General features: G+C 32.1%; 23 protein-coding genes. 18 read left to right on the top strand and 5 right to left on the bottom strand.

Features of this window, described 5'->3' with window-relative positions; translation table 11 throughout:
• Positions 1-3 precede the first annotated feature (3 nt).
• Complete coding sequence (locus RV15_RS09100) at positions 4-372, bottom strand: DUF2620 domain-containing protein (protein WP_071877737.1); 369 nt, start codon at positions 370-372, stop codon at positions 4-6.
• A gap of 470 nt (positions 373-842) precedes the next feature.
• On the opposite strand from RV15_RS09100, the gene RV15_RS09095 reads away from it, so the two are divergent.
• Positions 843-1,514 carry a 4'-phosphopantetheinyl transferase family protein gene (locus RV15_RS09095; protein ID WP_083429144.1) on the top strand — a complete coding sequence of 224 codons (672 nt, stop codon included), beginning with the start codon at positions 843-845 and terminating at the stop codon, positions 1,512-1,514.
• Between the two features lie 402 nt (positions 1,515-1,916).
• Here the strand turns inward: RV15_RS09095 and RV15_RS09090 are convergent, their stop codons facing one another.
• The 4 genes from RV15_RS09090 to RV15_RS09080 all read right to left on the bottom strand — a co-directional run bounded on the left by RV15_RS09090 (position 1,917) and on the right by RV15_RS09080 (position 5,469).
• Positions 1,917-2,846, bottom strand: coding sequence for a hypothetical protein (locus tag RV15_RS09090; RefSeq protein ID WP_217265812.1), 930 nt, complete (start codon positions 2,844-2,846; stop codon positions 1,917-1,919).
• A 134-nt stretch (positions 2,847-2,980) separates the two neighbouring features.
• Positions 2,981-3,112 carry a hypothetical protein gene (locus RV15_RS19070; RefSeq protein ID WP_281246830.1) on the bottom strand — a complete coding sequence of 44 codons (132 nt, stop codon included), beginning with the start codon at positions 3,110-3,112 and terminating at the stop codon, positions 2,981-2,983.
• 18 nt (positions 3,113-3,130) lie between these two features.
• Positions 3,131-3,577 (bottom strand): hypothetical protein, encoded by a 447-nt coding sequence (locus RV15_RS09085; protein WP_245791305.1) that lies wholly within the window; start codon positions 3,575-3,577, stop codon positions 3,131-3,133.
• Positions 3,578-4,110: 533 nt separating this feature from the next.
• Entirely contained in the window at positions 4,111-5,469 is a 1,359-nt protein-coding gene (locus RV15_RS09080) for a hypothetical protein (RefSeq protein WP_071877735.1), read from the bottom strand.
• Positions 5,470-5,878: 409 nt separating this feature from the next.
• On the opposite strand from RV15_RS09080, the gene RV15_RS09075 reads away from it, so the two are divergent.
• The 17 genes from RV15_RS09075 to RV15_RS08995 all read left to right on the top strand — a co-directional run bounded on the left by RV15_RS09075 (position 5,879) and on the right by RV15_RS08995 (position 25,712).
• Positions 5,879-7,861, top strand: coding sequence for an ATP-dependent DNA helicase (locus RV15_RS09075; protein WP_071877734.1), 1,983 nt, complete (start codon positions 5,879-5,881; stop codon positions 7,859-7,861).
• A gap of 147 nt (positions 7,862-8,008) precedes the next feature.
• Complete coding sequence (locus tag RV15_RS09070; protein ID WP_071877733.1) at positions 8,009-9,736, top strand: hypothetical protein; 1,728 nt, start codon at positions 8,009-8,011, stop codon at positions 9,734-9,736.
• Positions 9,737-9,893: 157 nt separating this feature from the next.
• The gene (locus RV15_RS09065; protein WP_071877732.1) at positions 9,894-12,488 is read left to right on the top strand and encodes a SpaA isopeptide-forming pilin-related protein; all 2,595 of its coding nucleotides are present in this window, start codon (positions 9,894-9,896) and stop codon (positions 12,486-12,488) included.
• A gap of 140 nt (positions 12,489-12,628) precedes the next feature.
• On the top strand, positions 12,629-12,943 hold the full coding sequence (locus RV15_RS09060) for a YdcP family protein (protein WP_071877731.1): 315 nt from the start codon (positions 12,629-12,631) through the stop codon (positions 12,941-12,943).
• A 9-nt stretch (positions 12,944-12,952) separates the two neighbouring features.
• Positions 12,953-13,321: a YdcP family protein gene (locus tag RV15_RS09055; RefSeq protein ID WP_139243004.1), complete on the top strand. Its 369-nt coding sequence runs from the start codon at positions 12,953-12,955 to the stop codon at positions 13,319-13,321.
• A 12-nt stretch (positions 13,322-13,333) separates the two neighbouring features.
• Entirely contained in the window at positions 13,334-14,116 is a 783-nt protein-coding gene (locus RV15_RS09050) for a Mom family adenine methylcarbamoylation protein (RefSeq protein ID WP_071877729.1), read from the top strand.
• Between the two features lie 45 nt (positions 14,117-14,161).
• Positions 14,162-15,526, top strand: coding sequence for an FtsK/SpoIIIE domain-containing protein (locus RV15_RS09045; protein ID WP_071877728.1), 1,365 nt, complete (start codon positions 14,162-14,164; stop codon positions 15,524-15,526).
• A 177-nt stretch (positions 15,527-15,703) separates the two neighbouring features.
• Entirely contained in the window at positions 15,704-16,903 is a 1,200-nt protein-coding gene (mobT, locus tag RV15_RS09040; protein ID WP_217265813.1) for a MobT family relaxase, read from the top strand.
• A complete protein-coding gene (locus tag RV15_RS09035; RefSeq protein WP_071877726.1) occupies positions 16,900-17,193 on the top strand; it encodes a hypothetical protein in 294 nt (97 codons plus the stop codon). Before mobT ends, RV15_RS09035 begins: the two co-directional genes overlap by 4 nt.
• Positions 17,190-17,411: a hypothetical protein gene (locus tag RV15_RS09030; protein ID WP_010818494.1), complete on the top strand. Its 222-nt coding sequence runs from the start codon at positions 17,190-17,192 to the stop codon at positions 17,409-17,411. The genes RV15_RS09035 and RV15_RS09030 overlap by 4 nt, the downstream gene beginning before the upstream one ends.
• Before the next feature lie 204 nt (positions 17,412-17,615).
• Positions 17,616-18,164 carry a hypothetical protein gene (locus tag RV15_RS09025; protein WP_217265811.1) on the top strand — a complete coding sequence of 183 codons (549 nt, stop codon included), beginning with the start codon at positions 17,616-17,618 and terminating at the stop codon, positions 18,162-18,164.
• 69 nt (positions 18,165-18,233) lie between these two features.
• Positions 18,234-18,728, top strand: a complete 495-nt coding sequence (locus RV15_RS09020; RefSeq protein ID WP_217265810.1) for an antirestriction protein ArdA — start codon at positions 18,234-18,236, stop codon at positions 18,726-18,728.
• Between the two features lie 33 nt (positions 18,729-18,761).
• The gene (locus RV15_RS09015; RefSeq protein WP_071877723.1) at positions 18,762-19,808 is read left to right on the top strand and encodes a hypothetical protein; all 1,047 of its coding nucleotides are present in this window, start codon (positions 18,762-18,764) and stop codon (positions 19,806-19,808) included.
• A 37-nt stretch (positions 19,809-19,845) separates the two neighbouring features.
• The gene (locus RV15_RS09010) at positions 19,846-20,238 is read left to right on the top strand and encodes a conjugal transfer protein (protein WP_071877722.1); all 393 of its coding nucleotides are present in this window, start codon (positions 19,846-19,848) and stop codon (positions 20,236-20,238) included.
• The gene (tcpF, locus tag RV15_RS09005; protein WP_071877721.1) at positions 20,222-22,672 is read left to right on the top strand and encodes a conjugal transfer ATPase TcpF; all 2,451 of its coding nucleotides are present in this window, start codon (positions 20,222-20,224) and stop codon (positions 22,670-22,672) included. Before RV15_RS09010 ends, tcpF begins: the two co-directional genes overlap by 17 nt.
• Positions 22,672-24,705, top strand: coding sequence for a CD3337/EF1877 family mobilome membrane protein (locus tag RV15_RS09000; protein ID WP_071877720.1), 2,034 nt, complete (start codon positions 22,672-22,674; stop codon positions 24,703-24,705). The genes tcpF and RV15_RS09000 overlap by 1 nt, the downstream gene beginning before the upstream one ends.
• Entirely contained in the window at positions 24,702-25,712 is a 1,011-nt protein-coding gene (locus tag RV15_RS08995) for a bifunctional lytic transglycosylase/C40 family peptidase (RefSeq protein WP_071877719.1), read from the top strand. Before RV15_RS09000 ends, RV15_RS08995 begins: the two co-directional genes overlap by 4 nt.
• The last annotated feature ends 8 nt before the right edge of the window (positions 25,713-25,720 follow it).

The raw sequence follows: 25,720 nt of genomic DNA, 5'->3' as shown, positions 1-25,720 counted from the left end.
TCATTACTCCCCCTTAGCTTCAAGCGCTTTCATCACATTTGAAATAATAAACTCCATATCTTGTGAAGTGAAACCAAAAGCAATTTTCCCAGCAGCAACACTTTGAATGATTTCCTCTTCCGTTGCGGTTGTCCCTGGCATGCCTAATGTTGCTGTTTTATCTCCGCCTAACAAGGCAATTGCCATTGCTAATGCTCCGCCGCCTCCGGTGTTGCAAGCACCAAAATAGTAGTCTGCTGCACCACTTTTTAATGCCATTGCCGCATCGATATCCGTTTTTACGGTGATTTCGTAGTTCCCCTTTCCATACTTTTGTAGCAGTTCTTCGATTGTTGCTTTTTCGATTTGTCCGCCTATAACGATCTTTTTCATGATAACTCTCCCTTCGTACAAAATTTTGTATATTTAAAATGAAAATAAAAATACAAAATTTTGTATTTTTATTTTCACGGTTATTATAGCATCTTTAGTTTTGGATGTAAACCCTTTCTGGAAGTTAGCCTGTACTGGAGATTTATTTATAGCTAACATATTACTATTATATTTTTAACCACTGTTTCTTAGTATTAATGAAATAGGTTCGATTCAGTCTTCTAGCTCTTTTTATTTGATTTTTATCGATAGCTTTATTGAATTCACATTTTACTTCAACTTTTATCAACTAATGTTTTTCTGAATACTTACGCTAAAAATGACTGTACAATAGTCTTTTTTTCTTTGACTAACTCTAGTTTAGATCCCTCCATAGATACTTTATTCGATATTTGCTATAATAAATCAAAGTAGTTTAGAATTAATCTTAAACATAAAATAAAGTATTTAATATAAAGGGACTGGATATTATGCTTCAATTATATTGTATAAACATCACTAAAGATTTTAGTGATGATAAAATTCAAAATTTACTTCGTTATGTTTCTAATGAAACAAAAGAACGATTTCACAAATTTCATTTTATGGAAGATTCACTAAGAACCTTATATGGAGAAATATTAGTTCGATATATTAGTAGGACACAATTTAATTTTGACACTCAGCAAATTATTTTTACTAAAAATAAATACGGCAAACCCTACATAAAGGACAATCCTTTATTTTTTAATATATCTCATTCTGGGGAATGGGTAGTATGTGCCTTCTCTTCTTCTGAAATAGGAATAGATATTGAAAAAATCGAAAAATTGAATACCAACATTGCTGAAAACTTTTTTTCTGAATATGAGTACGAAACTCTTTTAAATACTGAAAACAAAAAACAGTTGGACTATTTTTATGATATTTGGACTCTAAAAGAAAGTTATTTAAAGTGGTTGGGAACTGGTTTATCCACACCTTTGAATTCTTTTCATTTTCATTTAAATGAAAAAAATATAGAACTCAATAACAATAAAATCAAAAATAATTTATATTTCAAGCAATATCCAATTCCGGAATATAAATTATCCGTATGCTCTGAAAATAATCATTTTCCTAAAATAGTAAAAGAGATTAGTGTAAAAGATATCAAATTTTAAGCAAACTTTTATAATCACCTACTAACCTCATTTCAAACTAAGGTAGTACCGATAGCATTCTTATTACTACTTTTTCAATCTTTAAAATCCGATCTAGTATCTTTTCAAAAAAAGAGTTCGAAATGTAGTATCATCAGCACTTCGAACTCAAATCACCTTGCTATCCACCTATTCTACCGCCTCATAAGTTCCAAAAGCTTACAAATACCATCAGTTGAACATCTGTTATTTTGAGAGATTGGTATTAGTAAGTTACAACCGTTGAATTTTTTTAATGACTAAAATCTCCTTATAGACAGTTTGTGATTCTCATAAAAGCCCATATAGGCATCAAACTACTTACAGTTCATAACTCGATTATTTAGTTTTAAAAAATTTTGACCACCCTCAAATTTCAAAAAACTATTCATCCAATGCAACAAATATCCGTTGTGAAACCAAATCTTCACTAGGTAAATAAAGAATTTCTTGTTTTTTATTTTGCTCTAATATCAGTTTCTGAGATAATTCTCCAATATTCGAATCCATTGATGTTAACTCAGACAGGCTCACAAGATTGTTGATCTGTTCTAACCGTTCTGGATGTTTTAGTAAATATTTTTCTCCAAATTTTCTATATCTTTCTCTAACAATAGGTCTATACTCATCTATGATGAACTCAGCAATTGTCGAATTAAAGCTAGAATCACAATGCTCTTTCATTTGATTTGTCAGCTCTTGAATAAGTGCAATCTTATCACCCAACTTCATTCTGATGGCAATCTCAGAAAGTTCAGCTTGTATACTTAGTTGCTCAGCTTCATACACTATTTTAGTCGTAAAATTAATTTCCTTTATTTTTTCTTCAAGTGCTGTAATTTTGTCTTTTACAAAGAATACTTTTGGTTCGAAATTTGCTAATGCATCACATTGACGCGATAAACGAACTCTGTATTCAGAGTATACATTCAAAGAATCTTTCATGAGAGCACGTACCTCTCCTATATCATGAATATCAACATTTTGTTTATTAGCAATCTTTAATAAACGCTCTTTAACAGTCAAAAGCAAACCAATTCTTTCGTCATTATGATAATCAATAAGCTCATCCAACTTTTCAGATATACTATCTAATTGTACATTTATTTGATGCAAGTAATATTGTCCAGATATTGCAGCTGCTGCTTGAGTGTGGTGCAAATAGTGGCCACCTTCTAAAATATTTACCTCAGACTTTTGACTATCTCTTATTATATCTTCATGAATTGGAACCCATTTATCATGATGAAGCTCACTCGTTAAATTCTCAATTGAACTTACTTTATCCGTATCATCACTTACCCCATGTTCCACAACGACAATCTGATATTCTTTTGATAAACTCATTCACTAGTGGTTGAAAATCAAATACAGGAGAACCTAGTAACAACACAATGTTTCTTCAACTTTCCCAGTCATTTGAACACGTAGAGATTTGTTACCTACTTTCACTTCTGAACCATAAGGGATAATTTTTTTAGTTGAATTTTATTATTTGCGTATATTCCGATAAAAACAAGAAGCACAACCACTAATAAAATTCCCACTAAAATACCTAAGATCTTAACTACTTTTTTCATAGTCATTCCTCAAACCTGTCAGTTTTCCAAAAATTTTGTTGTTTCTTTTACGATTGTTTCCATTTGCGTATGGTGTAAATAATGGGCACCTGGCAATTGAATCAAGTCTCCTTTATCTAACCCTCTCACCTGATCTTGATGCATCTCAAGCCAATTTTTTTGATTCCTATCATTATCTGCAACAAATAATAAAACAGGCATATTTTTTGGATACGTTAAGCCACGAGAATCAGCGAAGCTATTGCTTAATTCTTGAAGTTCATCTTTCATCGCAGGACTACTCATGTTCTTCATCGTCAATAACTTAATCTGTTCAAAGTCAGGGTTATCTTGACTCACGCCTAAACCCGTTTCTGGATTCACTTTGATCAACGCTCGAAAAACACCTGCTGTTTTTAAGAAATCAAAGACTGACATATCAATGCCAGGCCAAGGTTGTTCTGGTGTGCTAGAATCAATTCCCACAAAGCCTTCCAGCAGAAAGTTAGCTTTTTCTGAAGGCTCTAAGGGGCTCTAAACGTTGATATAACAGTATTCTATTTTTCTAGTGAATACTGTTGTATCCCGTTAATTTTTGCCAATTGTAGTTAGTTTTGAGTTAGTTTCAAACTGTTTCACTAAAAAATTATGGATATTTTTTTAATTTTAGTAGTACGATTTCTATTATGCGAGCTAGAATAAATACTAAAATTTATTGACTACATTCAAATATTCAAAGTTCAAATGTATACAATTTTTTAATTCAAACCAAGTTTCAATCAAGTAAAAGATTACTTGTAACGTTAATCCAAAAAAAGTAAGTAATTTATTATTCATTTGTTTCAGTCTTTCAAGACGACATCGATAAATAATTTAATCTAGTAGAATATGGAACAGATTATTAGAAATACTTATTTAATTTCATAATAATTCTCAAAGAACATACTCCAGTATAGAGCATGCTCTTTTTCTTGGTTAAGCGCGATTTGTTATGAGGCTCAAAAATGAATACAATTATATTAAATAGTGTTACTTAAAAATTCTATTGGATTTTCATATTTTTCATAGACCCCTACTGTTCTGAATAATTCTTGCAGTAAGGTTTCTTTTAGTTCAGAATTTCTTTTAATTTCAACAAATAAACACAATAGTTGAGTAGTTGAAATAAGACAATGCTCTCGTTTCATTGAGTAATCCAACATTTGTTTAGGAAATATAGCTTCGTTTCTTTCGGATATATCCTTTTGACGAAAACCATTTACAATAAGAACTGCTTTAGGCATTACTTCATATTTTTCGAAAAATTCAGAAACCCATTTTTCTAACTGTGCAGCATGCTTTTCCCCTGCGCTTTTAGACACACCTTTTATTTCAATAACAAGTCTTGTATCTTTATAAATAAAAATACCATCAGCTCTATTAAAATCAGTTTCTCTACTTTCAAGTCCTAGTTCAATTAACATTTGAGATACTATAGTTTCCAATTCTTTTCCACTTGATACGAGAGCTAGTTTGTATTTTTGAATACTCATCAAGGAAGTTTCAAGTTTTTCTTTCTGAATTTCTAAATTTTCCATCTTTTTTGTTACTGAATCTATTTCAAACTCTATCTTTTTCTCTTCCAATATATTATATTTTTTTGTCCATTTTGGTAAATCAAATTCTTCTAATGAATAGTTCAGTTCTTCTTGTATTTCATCCATCACATGTAACAAACTATTTATTATATCTCTGTATTTTTTTTCATTTGGATAAATTTCACTATCAAAATTTACTGGAAACAATATTAGGTGGCCTTTGTCATAACCATAATCTTGAGATACTACTTTTTTTGTATTTTTAATATATCCCAAATCAATTTTATTTTTTGATTGTGTGTCAAAATAGTAATGATATTCAAAAAGCAAACCATTCACATTAAATAATTTTTCATATATGTCATGAGTGACCACTTCCATTGATTCTCCTGAACCAGAAACCGGACTAATTCCATCTGGTAATAACGAAAATAAGCTTATTTGTTTTTCTTGCTTAAATTTACCTGCATAAACAGAATACAGAGAATCTTTAGGAGGAATAATATACACTGTTTTCCCCATAGCTAATAATTTTAAAATTTCTTGTTTTCTCCTATTAAAGTCTTCTATAAGAGCATATGAGTCCACTTCATCAAATAATGGTTTTCCTTTAAAATATTTATAACCATCATTTGAAAAATGATCGTTTTCTCTTCTATATTCCTTTACTATACAATTGAGATCAATCATTAAAATATCAAAATTTAAAACAGAATGATTGGACCTAAAATTATATAAACTAATATTTCTAAAGTCCATATATGAAAATTCCATACCCAGTCCAACAATTTTATTTTTCATTATATCATCCCTTCATGCCCTATAATTCAACGTTGTTTAATTTAATAAGATTCTAAATCACTTAATTAGTATTATACCATGCCATCAAATAAATGGTTTTAGTAATGATAAGTTTATAAACTAACATTTAACAGCTTGGATATCCATATAAAGATAGGTAAAATATAAAACTGGATAAACTACACTTAAAAGTTACTACATTTTTTGCAGTCACGCTTATTTGTTCATTTCTCTGCCACTACTTTTGTTATTACTAAAAATTATTGGAAACACTCTAAATATTTTTAATATAGTCTGACAATATACTTTCAGTAATCTCCCAAAATACATTTTTTCACCAAGATAAGTAGGAACCTTTGTTCTCATTGTGATATAATAGGTGTATAATTTTTATTTGGGAGGTAACTATTTGAGACAAAAAATAGCTGACAACGTAACTAATACAATTTTTCAAACTATTGATAGTATCCCATATTTAGGGTATGAGAGTAGAGAAGCCCAAGAAGATATGATGTTAAACATCACAGATTCCTATAGAAACAAAAATAATTTATTAATAGAGGCTGGAGTTGGTATTGGAAAATCTTTGTCCTATTTAATCCCAGGTATATTAATTTCAAGATTATCTGGTAAGCCACTGATAGTTGCAACATCATCTATCCAGTTAACTGAACAATTGGCACAAGATATTGACTTAGCAAAAAAAATACTCAATATTAATGTTGATAAAACTATTGGAAAAGGGCAAAAAAATTACCCCTGTATTCAAAGAATTGCCAAACATTTCGAAACTACAAAAGATGAAAAATATACACGTTTTCTTAACTCTGTAGAAGATGGTGTGGACAAGCAAAATCCCCAAAATTTAAATATCAACGAGTGGGATGATATTTGTGTAGATGGTTGTTCTTTTAATTCGTGTAAATACAAGTCTGAATGTTACTTTTTCCAAACCAGAAATAGACTAAAAGAGCCATGTATAAGAGCGGGATTTATGGGTGACTATATTCCAAAAGTAATCATTGTTAACCAAGATTTATTGATTAGTCATTTGTTTAAATTAAAGAACACTTCTAGAGGAATTATTTATGACGACCCTTGCCTTTTGATTATAGACGAAGTTCACAATATTGAGGAAAAAACAAGAAGTGCCTTAACAAATGAGATAAGTATAAATTCAATTAACAAAATAATGAATGACTATCTTAGTTTTATTTCTCAAACTTCTAATAGTCAAACCTCAACAAATACCGCTAAAGATTGTTTTAAACAAATAAAAGAATCTTTTAATTTAATTTCAAAAGAATTAGTCAAAGAATCTAAAAAAATAGATTATGAAGGAACTATCGATCGGTTATTTATTAGAAATGGAGATTTTGATATATGTAAAAATATATGCACGAATATTAACCAATGTATCGAAAACCTTAATATTGCTGCTACTTTCAAAATGAATGATCGTCTAGAAAATCTTTATGATACTTTGGAGTCTCAATTAAAAGAGTTAATTACTTTTTTTGAAACCTACGGAAAATTACATGATAAAAATTTGATGTGGGGTACTATTTTGAAAAGAGGAAACAAGATTGTAATCAATTACTGTCCGAAAAGAATTGATAGAGTGTTAAACCAGCTAATCTTTAAAAAGAAATATCCTACGATTGGTTTATCAGCAACAATAACTGTCAAAGAAAAAAGCAGAGATTCATATGAATATATTAAAACAAATATAGGCTTTGAAGGAGAAGTTGATGAGGTTAGGAACTCTCCATTCAGTTATGGAGAAAGTAGATTATTCATTCCTGAAATTCTCCCTAATTTTAGAGATAGAAACGATAACTATTTTAATGAAGTTTCACTTATAATAGAACATATCATTCAACATAATATTGGTGGCATGTTAGTTCTTTTCACTGCAAAAGATGATTTAAAAAAAGTTGGAATTATTTTAAAAAAACACTTATCATGTAGCATTTACGAAGATGGTTCTGGAATGAGTCAGAAAGAAATATTAAAGCAATTCAAGGAAACCAGCGGAATAATTCTTGGTACTGGGGTATTTTGGGAAGGAATTGACTTAAAAGGAAAATTTTTAACCAGTGTAGTTATTGTTAGGCTTCCATTCCCGGTTCCTGATCCAGTAATTGATTATAAAATTAGTGAGTCTGGTAACAACTCTGATAAAGTATTAATTCCTGAAATGATTACAAAATTAAAACAAGGTAGCGGCAGATTAATTAGATCAATGACAGATAAAGGTGTTTTGTCTATTTTAGATTCAAGATTGAATTCTGATAATTATAAACATAGAGAACTTATTTTTGATTCTTTGCCTATAAAAACCAGAATTAAAACTCTTCAACAGTTAGAAGAATTTCAAAAGTTTTTGTAAAATATAAGATACAAAAATAAATTAATTCGTGAAATAAGAAAGACCATTCTCGACAAGCAAACTATGTCTTTTCCCTTAAAAACTTCAATATTTCAAATATTATTTAGATTCTTACTATTATTTTAATTTTCATATGGAGGATTACCTATGTTCGATAAAATTTCATTAAAAAAATTGAAAAATAATACAGGAAATACATCAATTAATTTAGATGTTGATTATTTCATTAAATATTTTTTTACAAATATTATGTACATCAATCTTAAAGGAGAAATTGATTTACGATATATATCAAATAGTAAAGATACCTATTTACCTATTTTTCAAAAATATGGTTTCACTGAGTTATTCACTAATTTCGATACTCAATTAATTCACACAAACTTAATGGAAGCAATTGAGGTAAATACACTCAACGATCTTAATATAAAAAAAGAGAAGTCTAATTTAGAAAAGCAAGAAGCTTATGATATTTTAAACGAGTTGGAAAAAAGTTTAAATAACCAAATTTGTAAAGAACTCCTTGAGTACGATAGAGAAACTTGCTTACAAACATTATATACATTTTCTGGTATATTGAGCTACGTCAGCTTACAGAATAAATACTGGGATGACGAATCAGCTATTGCTAAAAATCACCTAAACTTTGTTACCGAGTTATTTAATACTAAATATGCAGAAAAAAAATTTGAATTTGATAATTATACAGGTGAATTAAAAAAATCAATTGAATACGCTATCCATTTTGTTTTAAACTCAGAACAGAGTTTTAAAGATTCTAATAAAAAAAAGATGGATTTTCCTAAGTTGGCTGCCCTAATTATTTTATATATTGATAAAAAAGAATATAAATATTTAATTTCTCAAGTTTATAAAGAAGGAGGCTGTTTTGAGTTCACAGATAGAATCTTTTTATCAGAAAAAATGGCAGAAAAAATTAATCATTTAATGGCTAATAATAGTGAAGTGCTTTATCCTATAACTCGAAGTGAATCTTTAAACATTTATAATGCTTTTTCAAAGGAGTATGGATATTCTCCACAATTTTTAGAAGACTATTTATTTAATTACGATGCTAAGTTTTTAAATACATTAACAGTTATTAATCTAATAGAAGTTACAGCATTTATAAAAGATATTCAGAACAAAACCGGCCAAAATGAAGTTTATATCAAATCAATGCTTGATGAGATCACTCTATCCCCTATTGATATGAAAGATATTTACGCAGCAAGTTTTAGCCCTAAAAATAGGTTATTTCGAACTCCATTAATTAAAATTGGTGGTTATTATTTGCTTTCATATTGGATTTTAAGTGAAACTTCTCAATATTTCAAATATAGAATTTTAAAAAATCAACTTTCATTTACAATTTCAAAGAAAATTAGAAATATGATTACTAATGATTTTGATGAGTTTGAATTGATTACTTTAAAAGATATTATCAAAACTACAAATCTTCCAGGCGATATCAATTTCCAATTAAATAATAATGTTTTCACAAAAAAACTTTTTGAAAATAAAAAAAACCTTCCCCAAGAAATCGATTTTTACGTAATAAAAAATAAGAACCTTTATATTATGGAAATGAAAAATAATGATTTAAATAGAAGTTTAAAGAATGTTCAAAATGATATTCACAACGTTTTAAAAGGAGAAAAAGCATATTTGACTAAATTAAAAAACTTAAAAAAAGTGATGAACTGTAATAAACAATCTATGGTCCAAGCACTAAATGGGGATTTTGACAAGATCCATTTTTTCATAACATTCAATAATCCTCACTACTTAGCAAATGGCTATGACTTTGAAAACGATGTAACTGTGTGTTCAACCTCAGATTTCACTGCATTCATAAGTCAAATGTTATCCTAATCTTTTATACCAACTCCAAAATTAATGTATTTTAATAATACAAAATTTTTTCTGTCACTATTTAAATAAGTAAAGTCTATAGAATATACAGAAGACGTTCCATAATCGGAACGTCTTTTTCATTTGAACAAAATCAAAAATTAAGGAGACAAAATAAATGAATAAGAAAAACAACAAGGTGGTTACGCTGTTTAGTTTACTAACAGTCCTAATAGCTTTTTTTATTTCCCCAATTACCACATTCGCAGCTACTGTCAATTATGAAAAAGTTGCGAACTATATTTCTACATGGCACGTTAAATCATTAGGTGGCTTACACTGGACTGATGAAGGTATCCATATGATTAAAGCGGACAATCAACCTGCTTTCTGTATTGAACACGGAACGCTCCTCACCGGTGGTTCTGGATTCACCCCATCAGAACTAACTATCGCAGAAAAAGAACGCCTTTCATTAATTGCATACTATGGTTATCAAATAAACCCAACTATTGATAATTATGGAATTACTCAAAATATGATCTGGCTCGAATTTGGTGATGAATTACTAACCACAACTATTCCAAATTTTGAGAATCGAAAAAATGAAATATTAAATCAAGTCAAAAATCATAACATTAAACCGACTTTTAATAACCAAACCATCAATCTAAATGTTGGCGAATCTGTTACCCTAGAAGACAAAAACAATGTCTTGTCCAAGTATGTAAAGCAGCTTAGCAATTCCGCTAACCTCAAAATTGAGAAAAATGACAATAAACTAACATTGACTGCTACCAAAGATTCTAAGGAATCTGGAACGATTAAATATGGTATTGCTGATTCCAATTTAGTGGGTCAAAGCTTTGTTTATGCAAAACCTAATGAACAAAAAGTGGCCACCTTTAAACTTTCAAATGCGAGTGAATTCAACCTGAATGTCAAAGTGAAACTAAATGGAAATATCAAAGTAAAGAAAATCGATAAAGATACAGGAAAACCTTTACCAAATGCTAAATTGAAATTTGAGTACGACAATAAAACCAAAGAAGTGATGACAGATTCTAACGGACTTGCTCAAATAAATGATATTACTCAAGGTACAACCGTAACAATTAGCGAAGTGACTGCACCAGATGGTTTCTTCAATCAAGGCGAACTAAAAAAAGTGGTAGTAGAACCAAATAAAACCATTGAAGTAACTTTAGATAATAAACCTCAAAAAGGACAACTTTCCCTCATAAAAAAAGGAAAAGTACCTGTAGGTCTTGAAAAGAAAGAAACTGAATATGGTGATTTATATGAATTCAAATTTGATTACAGACCTCTTGCAGGTGTAACTTATGAAATTCAAGCGACAGAAGATATCAAAGTTGGAAGCACAACTCATGCTAAAAAGGGCGATACTATGGCTACTGTTGTAACAGGTGATGATGGAGAATTAATTGACATGCCTCTTCTCTACCTTGGTAAATACCAAGCTATTGAAAAATCTGCACCTGATGGATTCATTATTGATTCCACTCCGATTCCTTTTGAATTCACTTATCAAGGACAAACCATTGAATTAGTTTCTGAATCCTTAACCACTACAAATGAATTTCAAAAAATAAAATTAACACTTCATAAATCTGAAGAAGTCATCAAAGAATGGAAAGATAACCTCCCTGTTCTTGATGTCCTAGAAGCAAATGATAAAGTATTTGGTTTGTACACAGATCAATCAATGGCGTTTGCTGATCAAGAACTCCCTCAAGACTCTTTAATTAATTATGGAACGGTCAAAGAAGGTCTTTTAACGCTGGATGAGCTTCAGTATCCAGAAGGCAACTATTACTTTAAAGAGCTAGATTCAGGTGCGGATCACGACCTAAATCCCAACAAGTACCCTTTTAGCTTTAAAGCTGAAGACAATGATTCACTGAAAGAAATTACAATCTATGAATCTCCTACCGAAGAAGGTTCTGATATTCCAATCTTAAACAAACTACATTTTAATGAATTTCGTATTAAGAAAACTAATGAACTAGCGATATTAAAAAATAAAAATGGGTATGAATTTAATTATGATGGTCTAGGAACAGGTGCTGAATTTACACTTGAAGATGAAGATGGAAAAGTTTTACAAACCGTTTCGATCGACAAAGAATCCATAGGTACTTTTTCAAATGTTCCTGTAGGGTCGTTCTATCTGAAAGAAAAGTCCCCTTCTTCCGATCATTACCTCCCCCTTGATTCTATTATTCAAATAACTTCTACTAAAGAAGGCATTAAAGCAACCGATTCTGACGGAAAAGTGATAGGGGAACAACTTTCTGAAGATGAAGAAACAACTATTCTACTAGATATCAAAAATGATTTAATAAAAGGAAGTGCTGAATTAACTAAGAAAGATGTTTCTACTGGTGAAATTCTTCCGAACACAGATATCAGAATTCTTGATGAAGATAAAAACTGTATTATTGAAGGAAAAACCGATGAAAAAGGAACCTTCACCTTTAAAGAGTTACCAAAAGGAATCTACTATTTCCAAGAATTTGGTGCGCCACAAGGCTACCAATTAGATGAAACACCAGTGAAATTTGAAATCAAAGAACATGGAAAGGTTGTGAAATGTGAAATGACAAATAAAAGAATAGAAACAAATCCATTGCCACAAACAGGAGAATCACGCAGTTCTCTTCTACTTGGCATTGGGATTGCCCTATCTCTTGGTGCACTAGCTTTTATTGGCGTAAAGAAAGTAAAAAAATCAAAAGAAACTAACGACTAAACACAAGAATCTACTTTCTAAAAGATTCTTGTGTTTTTTATGTCTTCTAGGAGGCTAAGTATGAATCCTATTCGCTCACCAACAACAGACTATTAAAACCAAATAAATTTAAATCAACTAAAAGAAAGAGGTAACTAAAAATGGAATTAAAACACATTATCCCCAATATGGAAAAAACATTCGGTCGACTGGAATATGCTGGTGAAGGAACAGTTGAACAAAGAAGAATCAATGGAAAACCGACTGTACTCTCTCGTAGTTATAATCTTTACTCAACGATTCAACGCGCAGATGATATTGAAGTCATTTTACCTGCCGATGCTGGTGAAAAACATTTTGAAGTAGACGATAAAGTGAAGCTTGTGAATCCAAAAATCACAGCTGAAGGATACAAAATTGGAACGAGAGGATTCACAAATTACATCATGCACGCTGATGATATTGTGAAATTATAGGAGGAAAAAATTATGAGATTAGCTGAAGGAATTGTCATTGAAAAAGAAGAAACATTTGGTAAATTAAAATTTTCGGCATTGCGTCGAGAAGTACGTATCCAAAATGAAGATGGAACAGCTTCAAACGATATCAAAGAGCGCACTTACGATTTAAAATCAACAGGTCAAGGACGCATGATTCAAGTAAGCATCCCTGCTTCTGTTCCACTAAAAGAATTTGAGTATAATTCAGAAGTGGAATTAATGAATCCAATTGCAGATACAGTCGCTAACGCCACTTACCAAGGCGCAGATGTAGACTGGTATATTAAAGCCGATGATATTAAACTAAAGGAAAAAGTGCAAATATTAAAAAAAGAACCTACTAACGGGAAATAGGAAGTATGTTAGATGATTTCTAAATCGCTCGTGATAGAACCTATTCCTAGAGAACAGGCAATATCTTTTATTCGAAGATACCACTATTCAAAAGTGATTCCTAGATTGTGCAAATATTTTCTAGGAATCTATTGTGAAAAGGAATTGTTAGGTGTAATAGAGCTTGGTTGGGGAACTCAGCCACTACAAACGATTCGAAAACTTTTTCCTAAACAGAATTTAGTTACAAAGGATTATTTAGAAATTGGAAAAATGTGTTTTCTACCTAAAATGAATCAAACGAACTACTTTGGCAGTCTTGCTCTTTCCACGCTTGTTAAGTGGCTTAAAGAGAATACAGTCTGCCTCTTTTTATATACGTTAGCTGATGGGATTGAAGGGAAATGTGGCTATGTTTATCAAGCTGCTAATTTTTATTATGGCGGTTACTTCAAGACAAGTGTTTATCGTCATAGTATAACTTCCGAAAAAATCCATCCTCGAAGTGCGCGAATTTTGTTAGAAGAAAACGCCCAGTTTGATGGTGTATCTAAAAGAAATTGGTTAACTCACGACTTTTGTGAGTATAAAGGCATTGAAAAGATTAATGGCCGTATGTTTCGTTATCTTTATCCTTTAACAAAGGATGCTGAAAAACTCCTGAAATGCTCACCGAAATATATGAGAGGCAATTACCCAAAAGAAAATGAACTTCGATTTGAAAAGCGAATCGCTTATCGAAAATACGAAAGAATTCCCCAACCATCTTTTGATAAAAATTGTCATGCATATACCTCACAAAAGTTTACTCTTTAATGAAAGGAGACTCTCAAAATGAACTGAACTTATCGTGGAAAAAGAATTAGACAGAGTGATAAAAATTTACTTTATCATTTTACACTTGTTAGACTACTACCTCTTTTCTTTTTTATTCTTTTGTTGTTCTATCATAAACAACTTCTTCAAACAAACTGGGAAAATGTAAGTCTTATAGATGCAAACATCCAATTAAATATCCCCTATTTAATGAGCAGTCTTCTCACTGCTCTTTTTGTTTGCCTTTTAGTAACTTATCTTTACTATCACTACCGAATTGACCACATTAAACAATTGCAGCACCGTCAAAAACTAGCCCGAATGATTCTGGAGAATGGCTGGTATGAATCCGAACAAGTACAATCAGACAGCTTTTTTAAAGACTTAGGTAGTAGTAAAGCAAAAGAGAAAATCCGTCATTTTCCAAAGGTTTATTATCGTTTAAAAGATGGATTGATTCATATTCAGGTAGAGATCACAATGGGCAAATACCAAGAACAACTTTTAAGATTGGAAAAGAAATTAGAAACAGGTTTGTATTGTGAACTTACAGATAAAATTCTCAAAGACTCCTATGTGGAATACATCCTTCTTTACGATACGATTAACAGTCGGATTGCCATTGATGATGTTCAAGCTCAAAATGGACAACTTAAATTAATGGATAACCTTTGGTGGTCTTATGATTCCCTGCCTCATATGTTAATTGCTGGTGGAACAGGCGGAGGAAAAACTTATTTTATCCTAACGATTATTGAAGCCCTTCTTCAAACCAATGCCACTATTTATGTCCTTGATCCAAAGAATGCGGATTTGGCTGACTTAGAAACGGTTATGCCAAATGTCTATTATAAGAAAGAAGACATGATCGACTGCCTAAACCAATTTTATGATGAAATGATGCTACGAAATGAAAACATAAAATTAATGGATGGATATAAAACAGGTAAAAACTACGCCTATTTAAATTTACCTGCCCACTTTTTAATTTTCGATGAGTATACTTCTTTCATGGAAATGATTGGACGTGACAGTATCGAAGTGATGAGTAAATTGAAACAAATCGTGATGTTAGGACGGCAATCTGGATTTTTCTTGATTTTGGCTTGTCAAAGACCTGATGCAAAATATTTAGGTGATGGTATCCGTGATAATTTTAATTTCCGAGTAGCTCTAGGAAGAATGTCAGAACTTGGCTACAATATGATGTTCGGTGAGAATGATAAAGACTTTTTCTTGAAGCCTATCAAGGGTCGTGGCTATGTTGATGTTGGAACAAGTGTCATTAGTGAGTTTTATACCCCTCTTGTTCCAAAAGAGCATGACTTTTTAGAAGCTATTCAAGAGCTCAATCAACACAAGCAGGCTGTGGCTGCATCGTGCGAAGCGAAAGATGCAGATACAGCCTAGCTTGTTGTTGGTGTGGCGCAAGCCGCACCAACAGGTTTAGCCCCCCTATACCTAACAGGGGGGCACAAAAGCAACTGGAAACAGTTCCTAAAATATCCTGAAGTCCTTACTCACAAGGCTTTTGAAAATACTATGCAGATGTAAACTAAGTACCAAAAGTTTACATCTGTATTTTTTATTGGAGGTTTGCCATTGAACACAAATGAAACTTGGAGAAAAGAACTAAAAAACAAACGATTAACTTATGGTCTCTCACAAAACAAGCTCGCCCTAGCCTCTGGCATTACTCGTTCCTATATAAGTGACATCGAAACTGGAAAAGTAATGCCTACACTTAAGTTAAAAGAAACTCTAAATAGCGCTTTAGAACGTTTTAATCCAGATAATCCTTTAGAGATGCTTTTCGATTATGTCCGAATTCGATTTCCCACCGACAAGGTGGATCATGTAATTGAACATATTTTACGAATCAACATAGATTATATGCTTCATGAAGATTTTGCTTTTTACGGTTACCAAGAACATTTTCGTTTTGGTGATATTGTCGTCATGATTTCTTATGATATTACGAAAGGCACACTACTTGAACTCAAAGGAAAAGGCTGTCGTCAATTCGAAAGCTTTTTGTTGGCTCAACATCGTAGTTGGTTTGATTTTTTCAAGATTTGCTTAGAAGAAAACGCCGTCTTCAAACGACTGGATTTAGCAATCAATGACAAAGTTGGAATCTTAGATATTCCTGAACTAACTCGAAAATGTAAACAAGAAGAATGTATTTCAGTTTTTCGTAGCTTTAAAAATTATCGTTCTGGAGAATTGGTTCATCGTGACGAAAAAGTAGATATGGGAAACACCTTATATATAGGCTCACTGAAAAGTGAAGTCTATTTTTGTATCTACGAAAAAGACTATGAACAATACGCAAAAAACGCTATCCCTATTGAAGAAGCAGCTATCAAAAATCGTTTTGAAATTCGTTTAAAAAATGACAGAGCCATTCATGCTGTTCAGGATTTACTAGCCTTTAATGATGCTGAAAAGACGGCTTTTGATATCATTAACCGCTATTTACGCTTTGTAGATAAAGACGAAACGAAACGCCGAACAGATTGGGAAACCAATGAACGTTGGAAATGGTTTATAGGCAAAGATCGCGGGGCACTAAGATTAACAACAGAACCTGAACCATACTCGTTTGAACGAACGTTAAATTGGTTACGGCATCAAGTTGCCCCAACATTAAAAGTAGCAAAACTGTTGGATACCTTAAATAAAACAGATATTGTGGATGAACTTATTCGTGAGGCTCGATTAAATGAGCGACATGAAAAAATAGTAGAACAACAATCTTACAGTACAGAGGATGTCATTTTATGAATCGTCTAACGAAAGAATTAAAAATGCTCGGATTTTTTTGTTTCAAAGAAAATAAACTGTATATGTTAGATACAGGAAAATATACGTCTTTAATCATTGAAGGTTACAAGAAACCAAATGATATTTACTATCGTTACACCTTTTACAAACAAACTTTTTATAAGTACCACTCTAATAGTGTCACAACTTACGGAACCCATCTAACTCCTGCGAAATTATTAGAACGTGTCCGCAACTATTTATCGAACAGAACAAATTATTTAAATGGAAGGAGCAAAATAGAATTATGAACTTTGGACAAAATTTATATACCTGGTTTCTATCCAATGCGCAATCGCTCGTTTTAATGGCCATTGTTGTGATTGGGATTTATTTAGGCTTTAAACGTGAGTTTTCAAAACTCATTGGATTTTTAATCATTGCATTAATTGCGGTTGGGTTGGTTTTCAATGCTGCTGGTGTTAAAGATGTACTATTAAATATTTTTAATAAAATTATTGGAGCATAACATATATTGAATATCAAAGAAAAGTTTGATAAAATTTTGTTAAACAGAGGTGGTGATTGATTAGTGGATGTTTTCACATTAGATATTATCAAAATTATTATACCTGTATTAACATCATTAGCGGTATGTTATATTACTCTTTATTTCACACACAAAAGAAACAAGGACACTCTCAATCTACAACAAAAAAATCATATGGAGAGCATGAAAATATCAGAAAAAAAATATCAAGAACAGTTAATAATCAATGAAGAAAACGAGAGACTAAAATATTTACCTTATCTATCTATTGTTCCAAAATATAAAAGTAATAGATTTGAAGGTGAAATGGATGAAATAGACAATCTTAATATCAGATCAATCCCTTTTGAATTGATAAATGAAGGAGTAGGAATTGCTTTTTCAATCCATCTTGAATATTTGGATGATAATGAAAAACCTAAAAATATGTTTAATATTGCAGTGGCTTTTAAAGACAACTATAAAAATGGGCATAATATTCTTGGTGTAAGGGCACCAATTGATACAGATGTTTTACGAGTTCAAAGTCAAACTGAGTTTTGCTTGTACCTAACTGCAATTGATGAAAAATCCAATCAGGTTGATCCCACTACTGATATCAATTGGAAATTTAATATTGTATTTTATGATATCCAAGGAAGACAGTACAAACAATCTTATTCTTTTTATACATCAACAGGGAGTAATAAAATCGTTAGAATCAACTCGTATATGCCTCAACTAATAAAATAATTATTTAAAAACAACAAGTTTTTGCTTGTTGTTTTTTTGTTTCAAGAAAGGACATGATGTACGTTGAACATGCAAATTTATATTGCCAATCTTGGCAAATACAACGAGGGTGAACTGGTTGGTGATTGGTTCTCCCCTCCTATTGATTTTGATACAGTTAAGGACCGAATTGGATTAAATGATGAATACGAAGAATATGCTATCCACGATTATGAGCTTCCATTTGATGTTGGTGAATATACACCAATATCAGAAATCAATCGAAAATGCGCATTAATTGAAGAACTAGAAGGAACAGATTTTTATGACAACATCTCAGAATTTATGAATTACTGGTTTAATGATATTGAAGAATTAATAGAAAATAAAGATGATATTATTTATTACCCAGATTGTGATGATATGGAAGATGTAGCTCGTTACTATGTAGAAGAAACTGGAAGCCTTGGTGAGGTTCCAAGTAATTTACAGAACTATATTAACTATCAAGCTCTTGGACGAGATATGGAAATGGAAGGAAATTTTTTAATTACTTCACATGGTGTATATGAATACACTCAATAAATGATATAATTTGTTCTGAAGGAGGTAATGCATATGATAGTACTAGATATTTATGGCAAAATTGATAAAACACTAATTTCTAAAAAATTGAAACTCTACATTGCCAATCTACCAGATGATTGGAGAGAAGGAATTAGAGACGATATTTTTGAAGAGATTAGAAAAATAAATTTTTCTAGGAAAGAGCAACTACTAAAATATGGTGAGCCCCTTACCTCAGAATTTGATTATGAACTTGCAAAAAGAACTGTACAAATAAATGTTAAAGATTTTGATTCCTATAAACTAGAAACTCTTGAAGATTGTATTGAATGTCTTCTAGATAATATGATATTCATTGAGTTTGATTATGAGTATGACGATATGCCATTTTTTGATTGGACGACAAATTGTTTTGATGGAAGGCTTTGTGAAGAAGACTATTCAGAAAAAATTATTACGCTTTTCAATTTTTTAAATCATGAAAGACATGTCCACACTCACTTTAATATTGTTTATTCCAGTAATGAAGACTATTTTAGTATCATCCCAAGAATTACTACAGTACTTTCAATGAGAGTAGAATCACAATTTGAAAACTTTCGTACAAAAGAAGAAGCAATAAATGACTTGATAAAATGTGGCCAATGCATAGATAAATTTTTACAAATAGAAAATGATTTTTTGAAATTGGATTTTATTATAGAATCGTTGAATAAAAGTGATGATTATAAGCATTATCATTTTTTAAAAACTTTCACATTGTTAGAAATGTTGCTTATTAAAAAAAATCAAAAAACAAACGAAATTGATAAGTTTATTAACCCTATTATCAAAAAAATATATGATGACAATTCCAAAGATGCCACTTTCTTATTACGTCAAATGAGAAATAAAATTGGACATGGAGATTTTAGTGGGTTTAATCAAAAAGCAGAAATATTTGCACAGAAATATATGTCAAATTATCAATTTGATTACACTGAATACAGTAGATCAAATTGGATTTTATTGCATACTTGTTGTCTCTTAGATGATATATTAAGAGAAGTACTAATTCAAAAACTCAACATTGATGAGTTTTTCCCAGCAGCATACTAATGTATGCTGTTTTTTATTTTTGAAAGGATATAAAAAAATGAAAAAAATAAAAAGCTACACCAGTATCTGGAATGTAGAAAAAGTCATCTATGCAATCAATGACTTACAACTGCCTTTCCCTATTACCTTTACTCAAATGACATGGTTTGTGGTATCCACTCTTTTTGTCATTCTATTTAGCCATATCCCACCTCTCTCATTCATTGAGGGGGCGTTTCTAAAATATCTTGGGTTACCTGTTGGCTTTACTTGGTTTATGAGTCAAAAGACATTTGATGGAAAGAAACCGTATGGATTCTTAAAATCTATCCTCTTCTATTTTTTCCGACCTAAACTAACGTATGCCTACAAGCCCATAAAGTTGAAATCTCAAAAACTAAATGAATCTATTACAATTGTAAGGAGTGAACTTTATGAAGTATCCGATTAAATATGTCGAAAATAACCTGGTATTCAATCATGATGGTGAGTGTTTTGCCTACTATGAATTGATCCCTTATAATTACAGTTTCCTGAGTCCAGAAGAAAAGTTTCAAGTACATGATAGCTTCCGTCAATTGATTGCTCAAAATCGTGATGGAAAAATTCATGCCTTGCAGCTTAGTACCGAATCCAGTATTCGGGCCACACAGGAACGATCTAAAAATGAAATCACAGGTAAATTAAAAGAAGTCGCAACTAAAAAAATAGACAAACAAACCGATGCGTTAGTTGAAATGATTGGAGACAATCAAGTTGACTATCGCTTTTTTATTGGCTTTAAATTATCCCTCAATGATCAAGAAGTGACAATTAAGAATGTATCCAACGAGTTTTGGATTTCTTTACAAGACTTTTTTCATGATGTAAATCATAAACTTATGGGAGACTTTGTCTCTATGAGTAATGATGAAATTGATCGTTTTTCAAAAATGGAGCACCTTCTTGAAAATAAAACTTCAAAACGTTTTAAGATTCGTCGCGCATCTAAAGATGATTTTGGCTATATCATTGAACACATTTATGGACAAACAGGAACGCCCTATGAAGAATACTCTTATCACCTACCAACTAAAAAACTAAAGAAAGAAACCTTGGTAAAGCGGTATGACCTTTTAAAACCAACCCGTTGCTTAATCGAAGAAAATCAGCGCTATTTGAAAATTGAAAATGAAGATGAAACAACCTACGCTGCTTATTTTACAATTAATTCTGTTATTGGAGAACTTGGCTTTCCTAACAGCGAAATCTTTTATTACCAGCAACAACAATTCTCCTTCCCTATTGATACTTCTATGAACGTAGAAATTGTGACCAATAAAAAAGCTCTTTCTACTGTACGTAACAAAAAGAAAGAACTTAAAGATTTAGACAATCATGCATTTGAAAGCAATAATGAGACGAGCTCAAACGTCGTAGATGCATTAGATTCTGTAGATGAACTTGAAAGTACCTTAGATCAAACAAAAGAGTCTATGTACAAACTAAGCTATGTTGTCCGTGTCTCCGCAAGTGATCCCGATGAATTAAAACGTCGCTGCAATGAAGTTAAAGATTTCTATGATGATTTTAGTATCAAATTGGTGCGACCTTTTGGCGATATGCTTGGGTTACATGGTGAATTTATCCCTGCTTCTAAACGATATATAAACGACTATATCCAATACGTTACCTCTGATTTTCTTGCTGGACTAGGTTTTGGTGCGACTCAAATGCTAGGAGAAACTGAAGGAATCTATGTAGGATACAACCTAGATACAGGAAGAAATGTTTATCTAAAACCTAGCCTAGCTAGTCAAGGTGTAAAAGGGTCTATTACGAATGCCTTAGCTTCTGCGTTTATCGGTTCTCTTGGTGGTGGGAAATCCTTTAGTAATAACATGCTTGTTTATTATGCTGTTTTATTTGGTGGGCAAGCTGTTATCGTTGATCCAAAAGCAGAACGAGGAAACTGGAAAGAAACATTGCCAGACATTGCTCATGAGATTAATATTGTGAACCTTACAAGTGAAGAAACCAATAAAGGGCTACTTGATCCGTATGTCATTTTAAAACGTCCTAAAGATAGTGAAAGCCTAGCGATTGATATTTTGACGTTCTTAACAGGAATATCCAGTCGGGATGGTGAAAAATTCCCTGTCTTACGAAAAGCAATACGTCGGGTTACCAAAAGTAAAACTCGTGGACTCTTACTTGTTCTGGATGAACTACGAAAAGAAGATACGGTTATCAGTAACCATATAGCCGATCACATTGAATCTTTTACCGACTACGATTTTGCCCACTTATTGTTTAGTGACGGAACTGTTGAACAGTCTATTAGTTTGGATAAGCAGCTCAATATTATTCAAGTTGCGGATTTAGTTCTTCCAGATGCTGAAACTGGGTTTGAAGAATATACGACAATGGAATTATTAAGCGTCGCTATGCTAATTGTTATTAGTACCTTTGCTTTAGATTTCATTCATTCTGATCGCTCTATCTTTAAAATTGTTGACCTAGATGAAGCCTGGAGTTTTCTTCAAGTAGCACAAGGAAAGACCCTTTCGATGAAGCTAGTCCGTGCTGGACGAGCCATGAATGCAGGGGTCTATTTTGTTACACAAAATGCGGATGATTTACTGGATGAAAAACTAAAAAACAATCTGGGATTAAAGTTTGCTTTCCGTTCTACGGATATTAATGAAATTAAAAAGACATTGGAATTCTTTGGTATTGATAAAGAAGATGAAGGCAATCAAAAACGATTAAGAGATTTAGAAAATGGTCAGTGCCTCCTTTCAGATTTATATGGTCGTGTAGGTGTAATTCAATTTCATCCCATTTTTGAAGAGTTGCTAAATGCTTTTGATACAAGACCTCCTGTGAGAAAAAAGGTGTCCTAATGAAACCAAAATGGCCTTTAAAGAAAATTATATTATCCATGCTTCTAGTTGTTGGGGTTGTTCTTCTTTCATTAATCTTATTAGGAACTTTTGTAGAAGCTGCTGGGTTGGTAGACGATACCATTAATTCCAGTAATGTTTATTCAAAATACCCTCTTGATAATTATCAATTAGATTTCTATGTCGATAACTCATGGGGCTGGTTGCCTTGGAACTGGGGTGATGGGATTGGAAAACAAGTAACGTATGGTCTTTATGCCATTACCAATTTCATTTGGACAATATCACTGTATCTTTCAAATGCGACAGGTTACTTGATTCAAGAAGCGTACAAATTAGACTTTATTTCTCAAACAACTGATGCAATTGGTAAAAACATGCAAACCATTGCAGGAATTACGAAACATGGCTTTTCCAGTTCTGGATTCTATGTGGGCTTCCTATTGATTCTAATTTTAGTTTTGGGTATCTATGTCGCTTATACAGGATTATTAAAGCGGGAAACTACCAAAGCTGTTCAAGCCGTTATCAACTTTTTCGTAATCTTTATTTTATCTGCTTCTTTTATTGCTTATGCACCTGATTACATTCAAAAAATTAATGAGTTCTCTACCGATGTAAGCAAAGCCAGTTTGGATATTGGGACAAAGATTATTTTGCCTAATTCTGACTCTAAAGGGAAAGACAGTGTCGATTTAATACGAGATAGTTTATTCTCTATTCAAGTGCAACAGCCTTGGCTTCTTTTACAATACGATGATTCCAATATTGACTCGCTAGGAGAATCTCGTGTTGAAAAACTGCTTTCCGTTAGTCCAACACTTAATGACGGAAAAGACAGAGAAACAACTGTTAAAGATGAGATTGAGAATAAGAAAAATAACAATTTGAGTATCACCAAAGCCATCAATCGACTGGGGACGGTCTTCTTCTTATTTTTCTTTAACATTGGTATTTCTATTTTTATCTTTCTACTCACAGGGATCATGATTTTCTCTCAAGCCCTCTTCATTGTCTACGCCATGTTTTTACCAATTAGTTTTCTGCTAAGTATGATTCCTAGTTTTCAAAGTACCAGTAAAAGAGCCGTTATGAAACTCTTTAATGTCATCATGACTCGAGCAGGTATTACATTGATTATTACCGTTGCCTTTAGTATTTCTACCATGTTGTATTCATTATCCGCAAGTTCGCCCTTCTTTATGACGGCGTTCTTACAGATTGTTACGTTTGCTGGTATCTATTTAAAATTAGGCGACTTAATGAGTCTATTTGCGTTGCAAAGCAGCGATTCTCAAGGTGTTGGAAAACAAATTTTCCGTAGACCTAAACACTTAGTTAATCGCCAAACAAGAAAAATCCAACGCCAACTCAGTAAAAATCTTACTTCAGAAGGCTCACCTTCTAAAAAGAAAGCAACAGCTAATAGTAAATCTGTTCCTCAAACTCACGACAGACAAAATAATGTTCCTTCACTTATTAAACCGAAGCAACCATTATCAGAACGACTTGGGAAAACAACAGGCAATGTGTTAGATATAAAACAACGAGCAAGTGATAAAACCAAACTGTTAAAAGAGCAAACAAAAGATTTACCGACACAAGCTAAATATGCGGTTCATAAAAAGAAAGTTAACTTAAAAGAAGGGATTCAAAACTTTTCTGATACAATTAAAAATACACCACAAAAAAATCATGGCGAACGATTGAAACATCACCAGCAACATAGAAAAACAATTGCACAAAAACGATTAGAAATGGAACAAGCAAAAACAAATCGTAAAACTAGATCACCTAAAACTCAAAATAAAACGAATTCAAAAACACCAAATCATCAACGTCCGCTTACAAAAGATACTATCAAGCCCTATCCAAAATCAGAAAAAGTGAATGTATCAACTACACCAAACATCCGTGAAAATAGCCCCTCTAAAAATAAGAATCCTCACCCTAAACAATTAAAAGATAATCAAGCCCCGAGGAACACGACACTGGAAAGAAAGCAACCAAACAAACGAGGTTCTAAAAAATGAAAATCTTAAAACTAAAGTTTACTCTACTACTTGGTAGTTTATTTATGATCCTATTTGGCTTAATTTTCTGCGTCACTCTTTTTTTCTCAGATGATGACAGTAGCGCTCAAGACTCTTCTGATATAGGTGGGTTATCTGTTTCAAAAGAGGTTCTTTCTCATAAGAATACAGTTGAGAAATACTGCAAGGAATATGATATTTCAAAATATGTTCGCTATATTCTTGCGATTATGCAGGTTGAGTCTGGTGGGAAAGGTCAAGATGTAATGCAAAGTAGTGAGTCTCTAGGACTTCCTCCAAATACCTTATCTACTGAAGAATCAATTAAACAAGGTTGTAAGTACTTTAGCGAACTTTTGAAATCCTCCAATGACTTAGGCTGCGATGTTGATTCAGTCATTCAATCCTATAATTATGGTGGTGGCTTTCTACAATACGTTGCTTCTCACGGAAAGAAATATTCTTATGAGCTAGCAGAAAACTTCTCAAAAGAAAAATCAGGTGGAGCTAGGGTTAGCTATCCCAATCCAATTGCCATTCCTATCAACGGTGGATGGCGATACAACTATGGCAATCAATTTTATGTGAAATTAGTTTCTCAATATCTAACGGTGACTGAATTTGATAATAAAACTGTCCAAGCAATTATGGATGAAGCGTTGAAGTATCAGGGCTATCCTTACGTCTTTGGTGGTGCCAGTCCTGAAACAAGTTTTGATTGCAGTGGTTTAACGTTATGGTGTTTTGGAAAAGCTGGTATAAGCCTTCCTAGAATTGCTCAAGCACAATATGACGCCACACAACACATTCCATTAACTGAAGCAAAAGCTGGGGACTTAGTTTTCTTCCACTCAACTTACGATACATCGGACTATGTTACACATGTTGGCATCGTCGTATCTCCAACTCAAATGTATCACGCAGGAGATCCTATTGGTTATGGTGACCTTACTTCGACCTATTGGCAGCAACATCTGATCGGTGCAGGAAGAATCATTACTAAATAAGAGAAAGG

The organism is Enterococcus silesiacus (genome assembly GCF_001886225.1).
Classification (GTDB): Bacteria; Bacillota; Bacilli; order Lactobacillales; family Enterococcaceae; genus Enterococcus_L; species Enterococcus_L silesiacus.
Note: the sequence above shows the minus strand (reverse complement) of the source record. Positions and strands in the feature narration are given on the sequence as shown.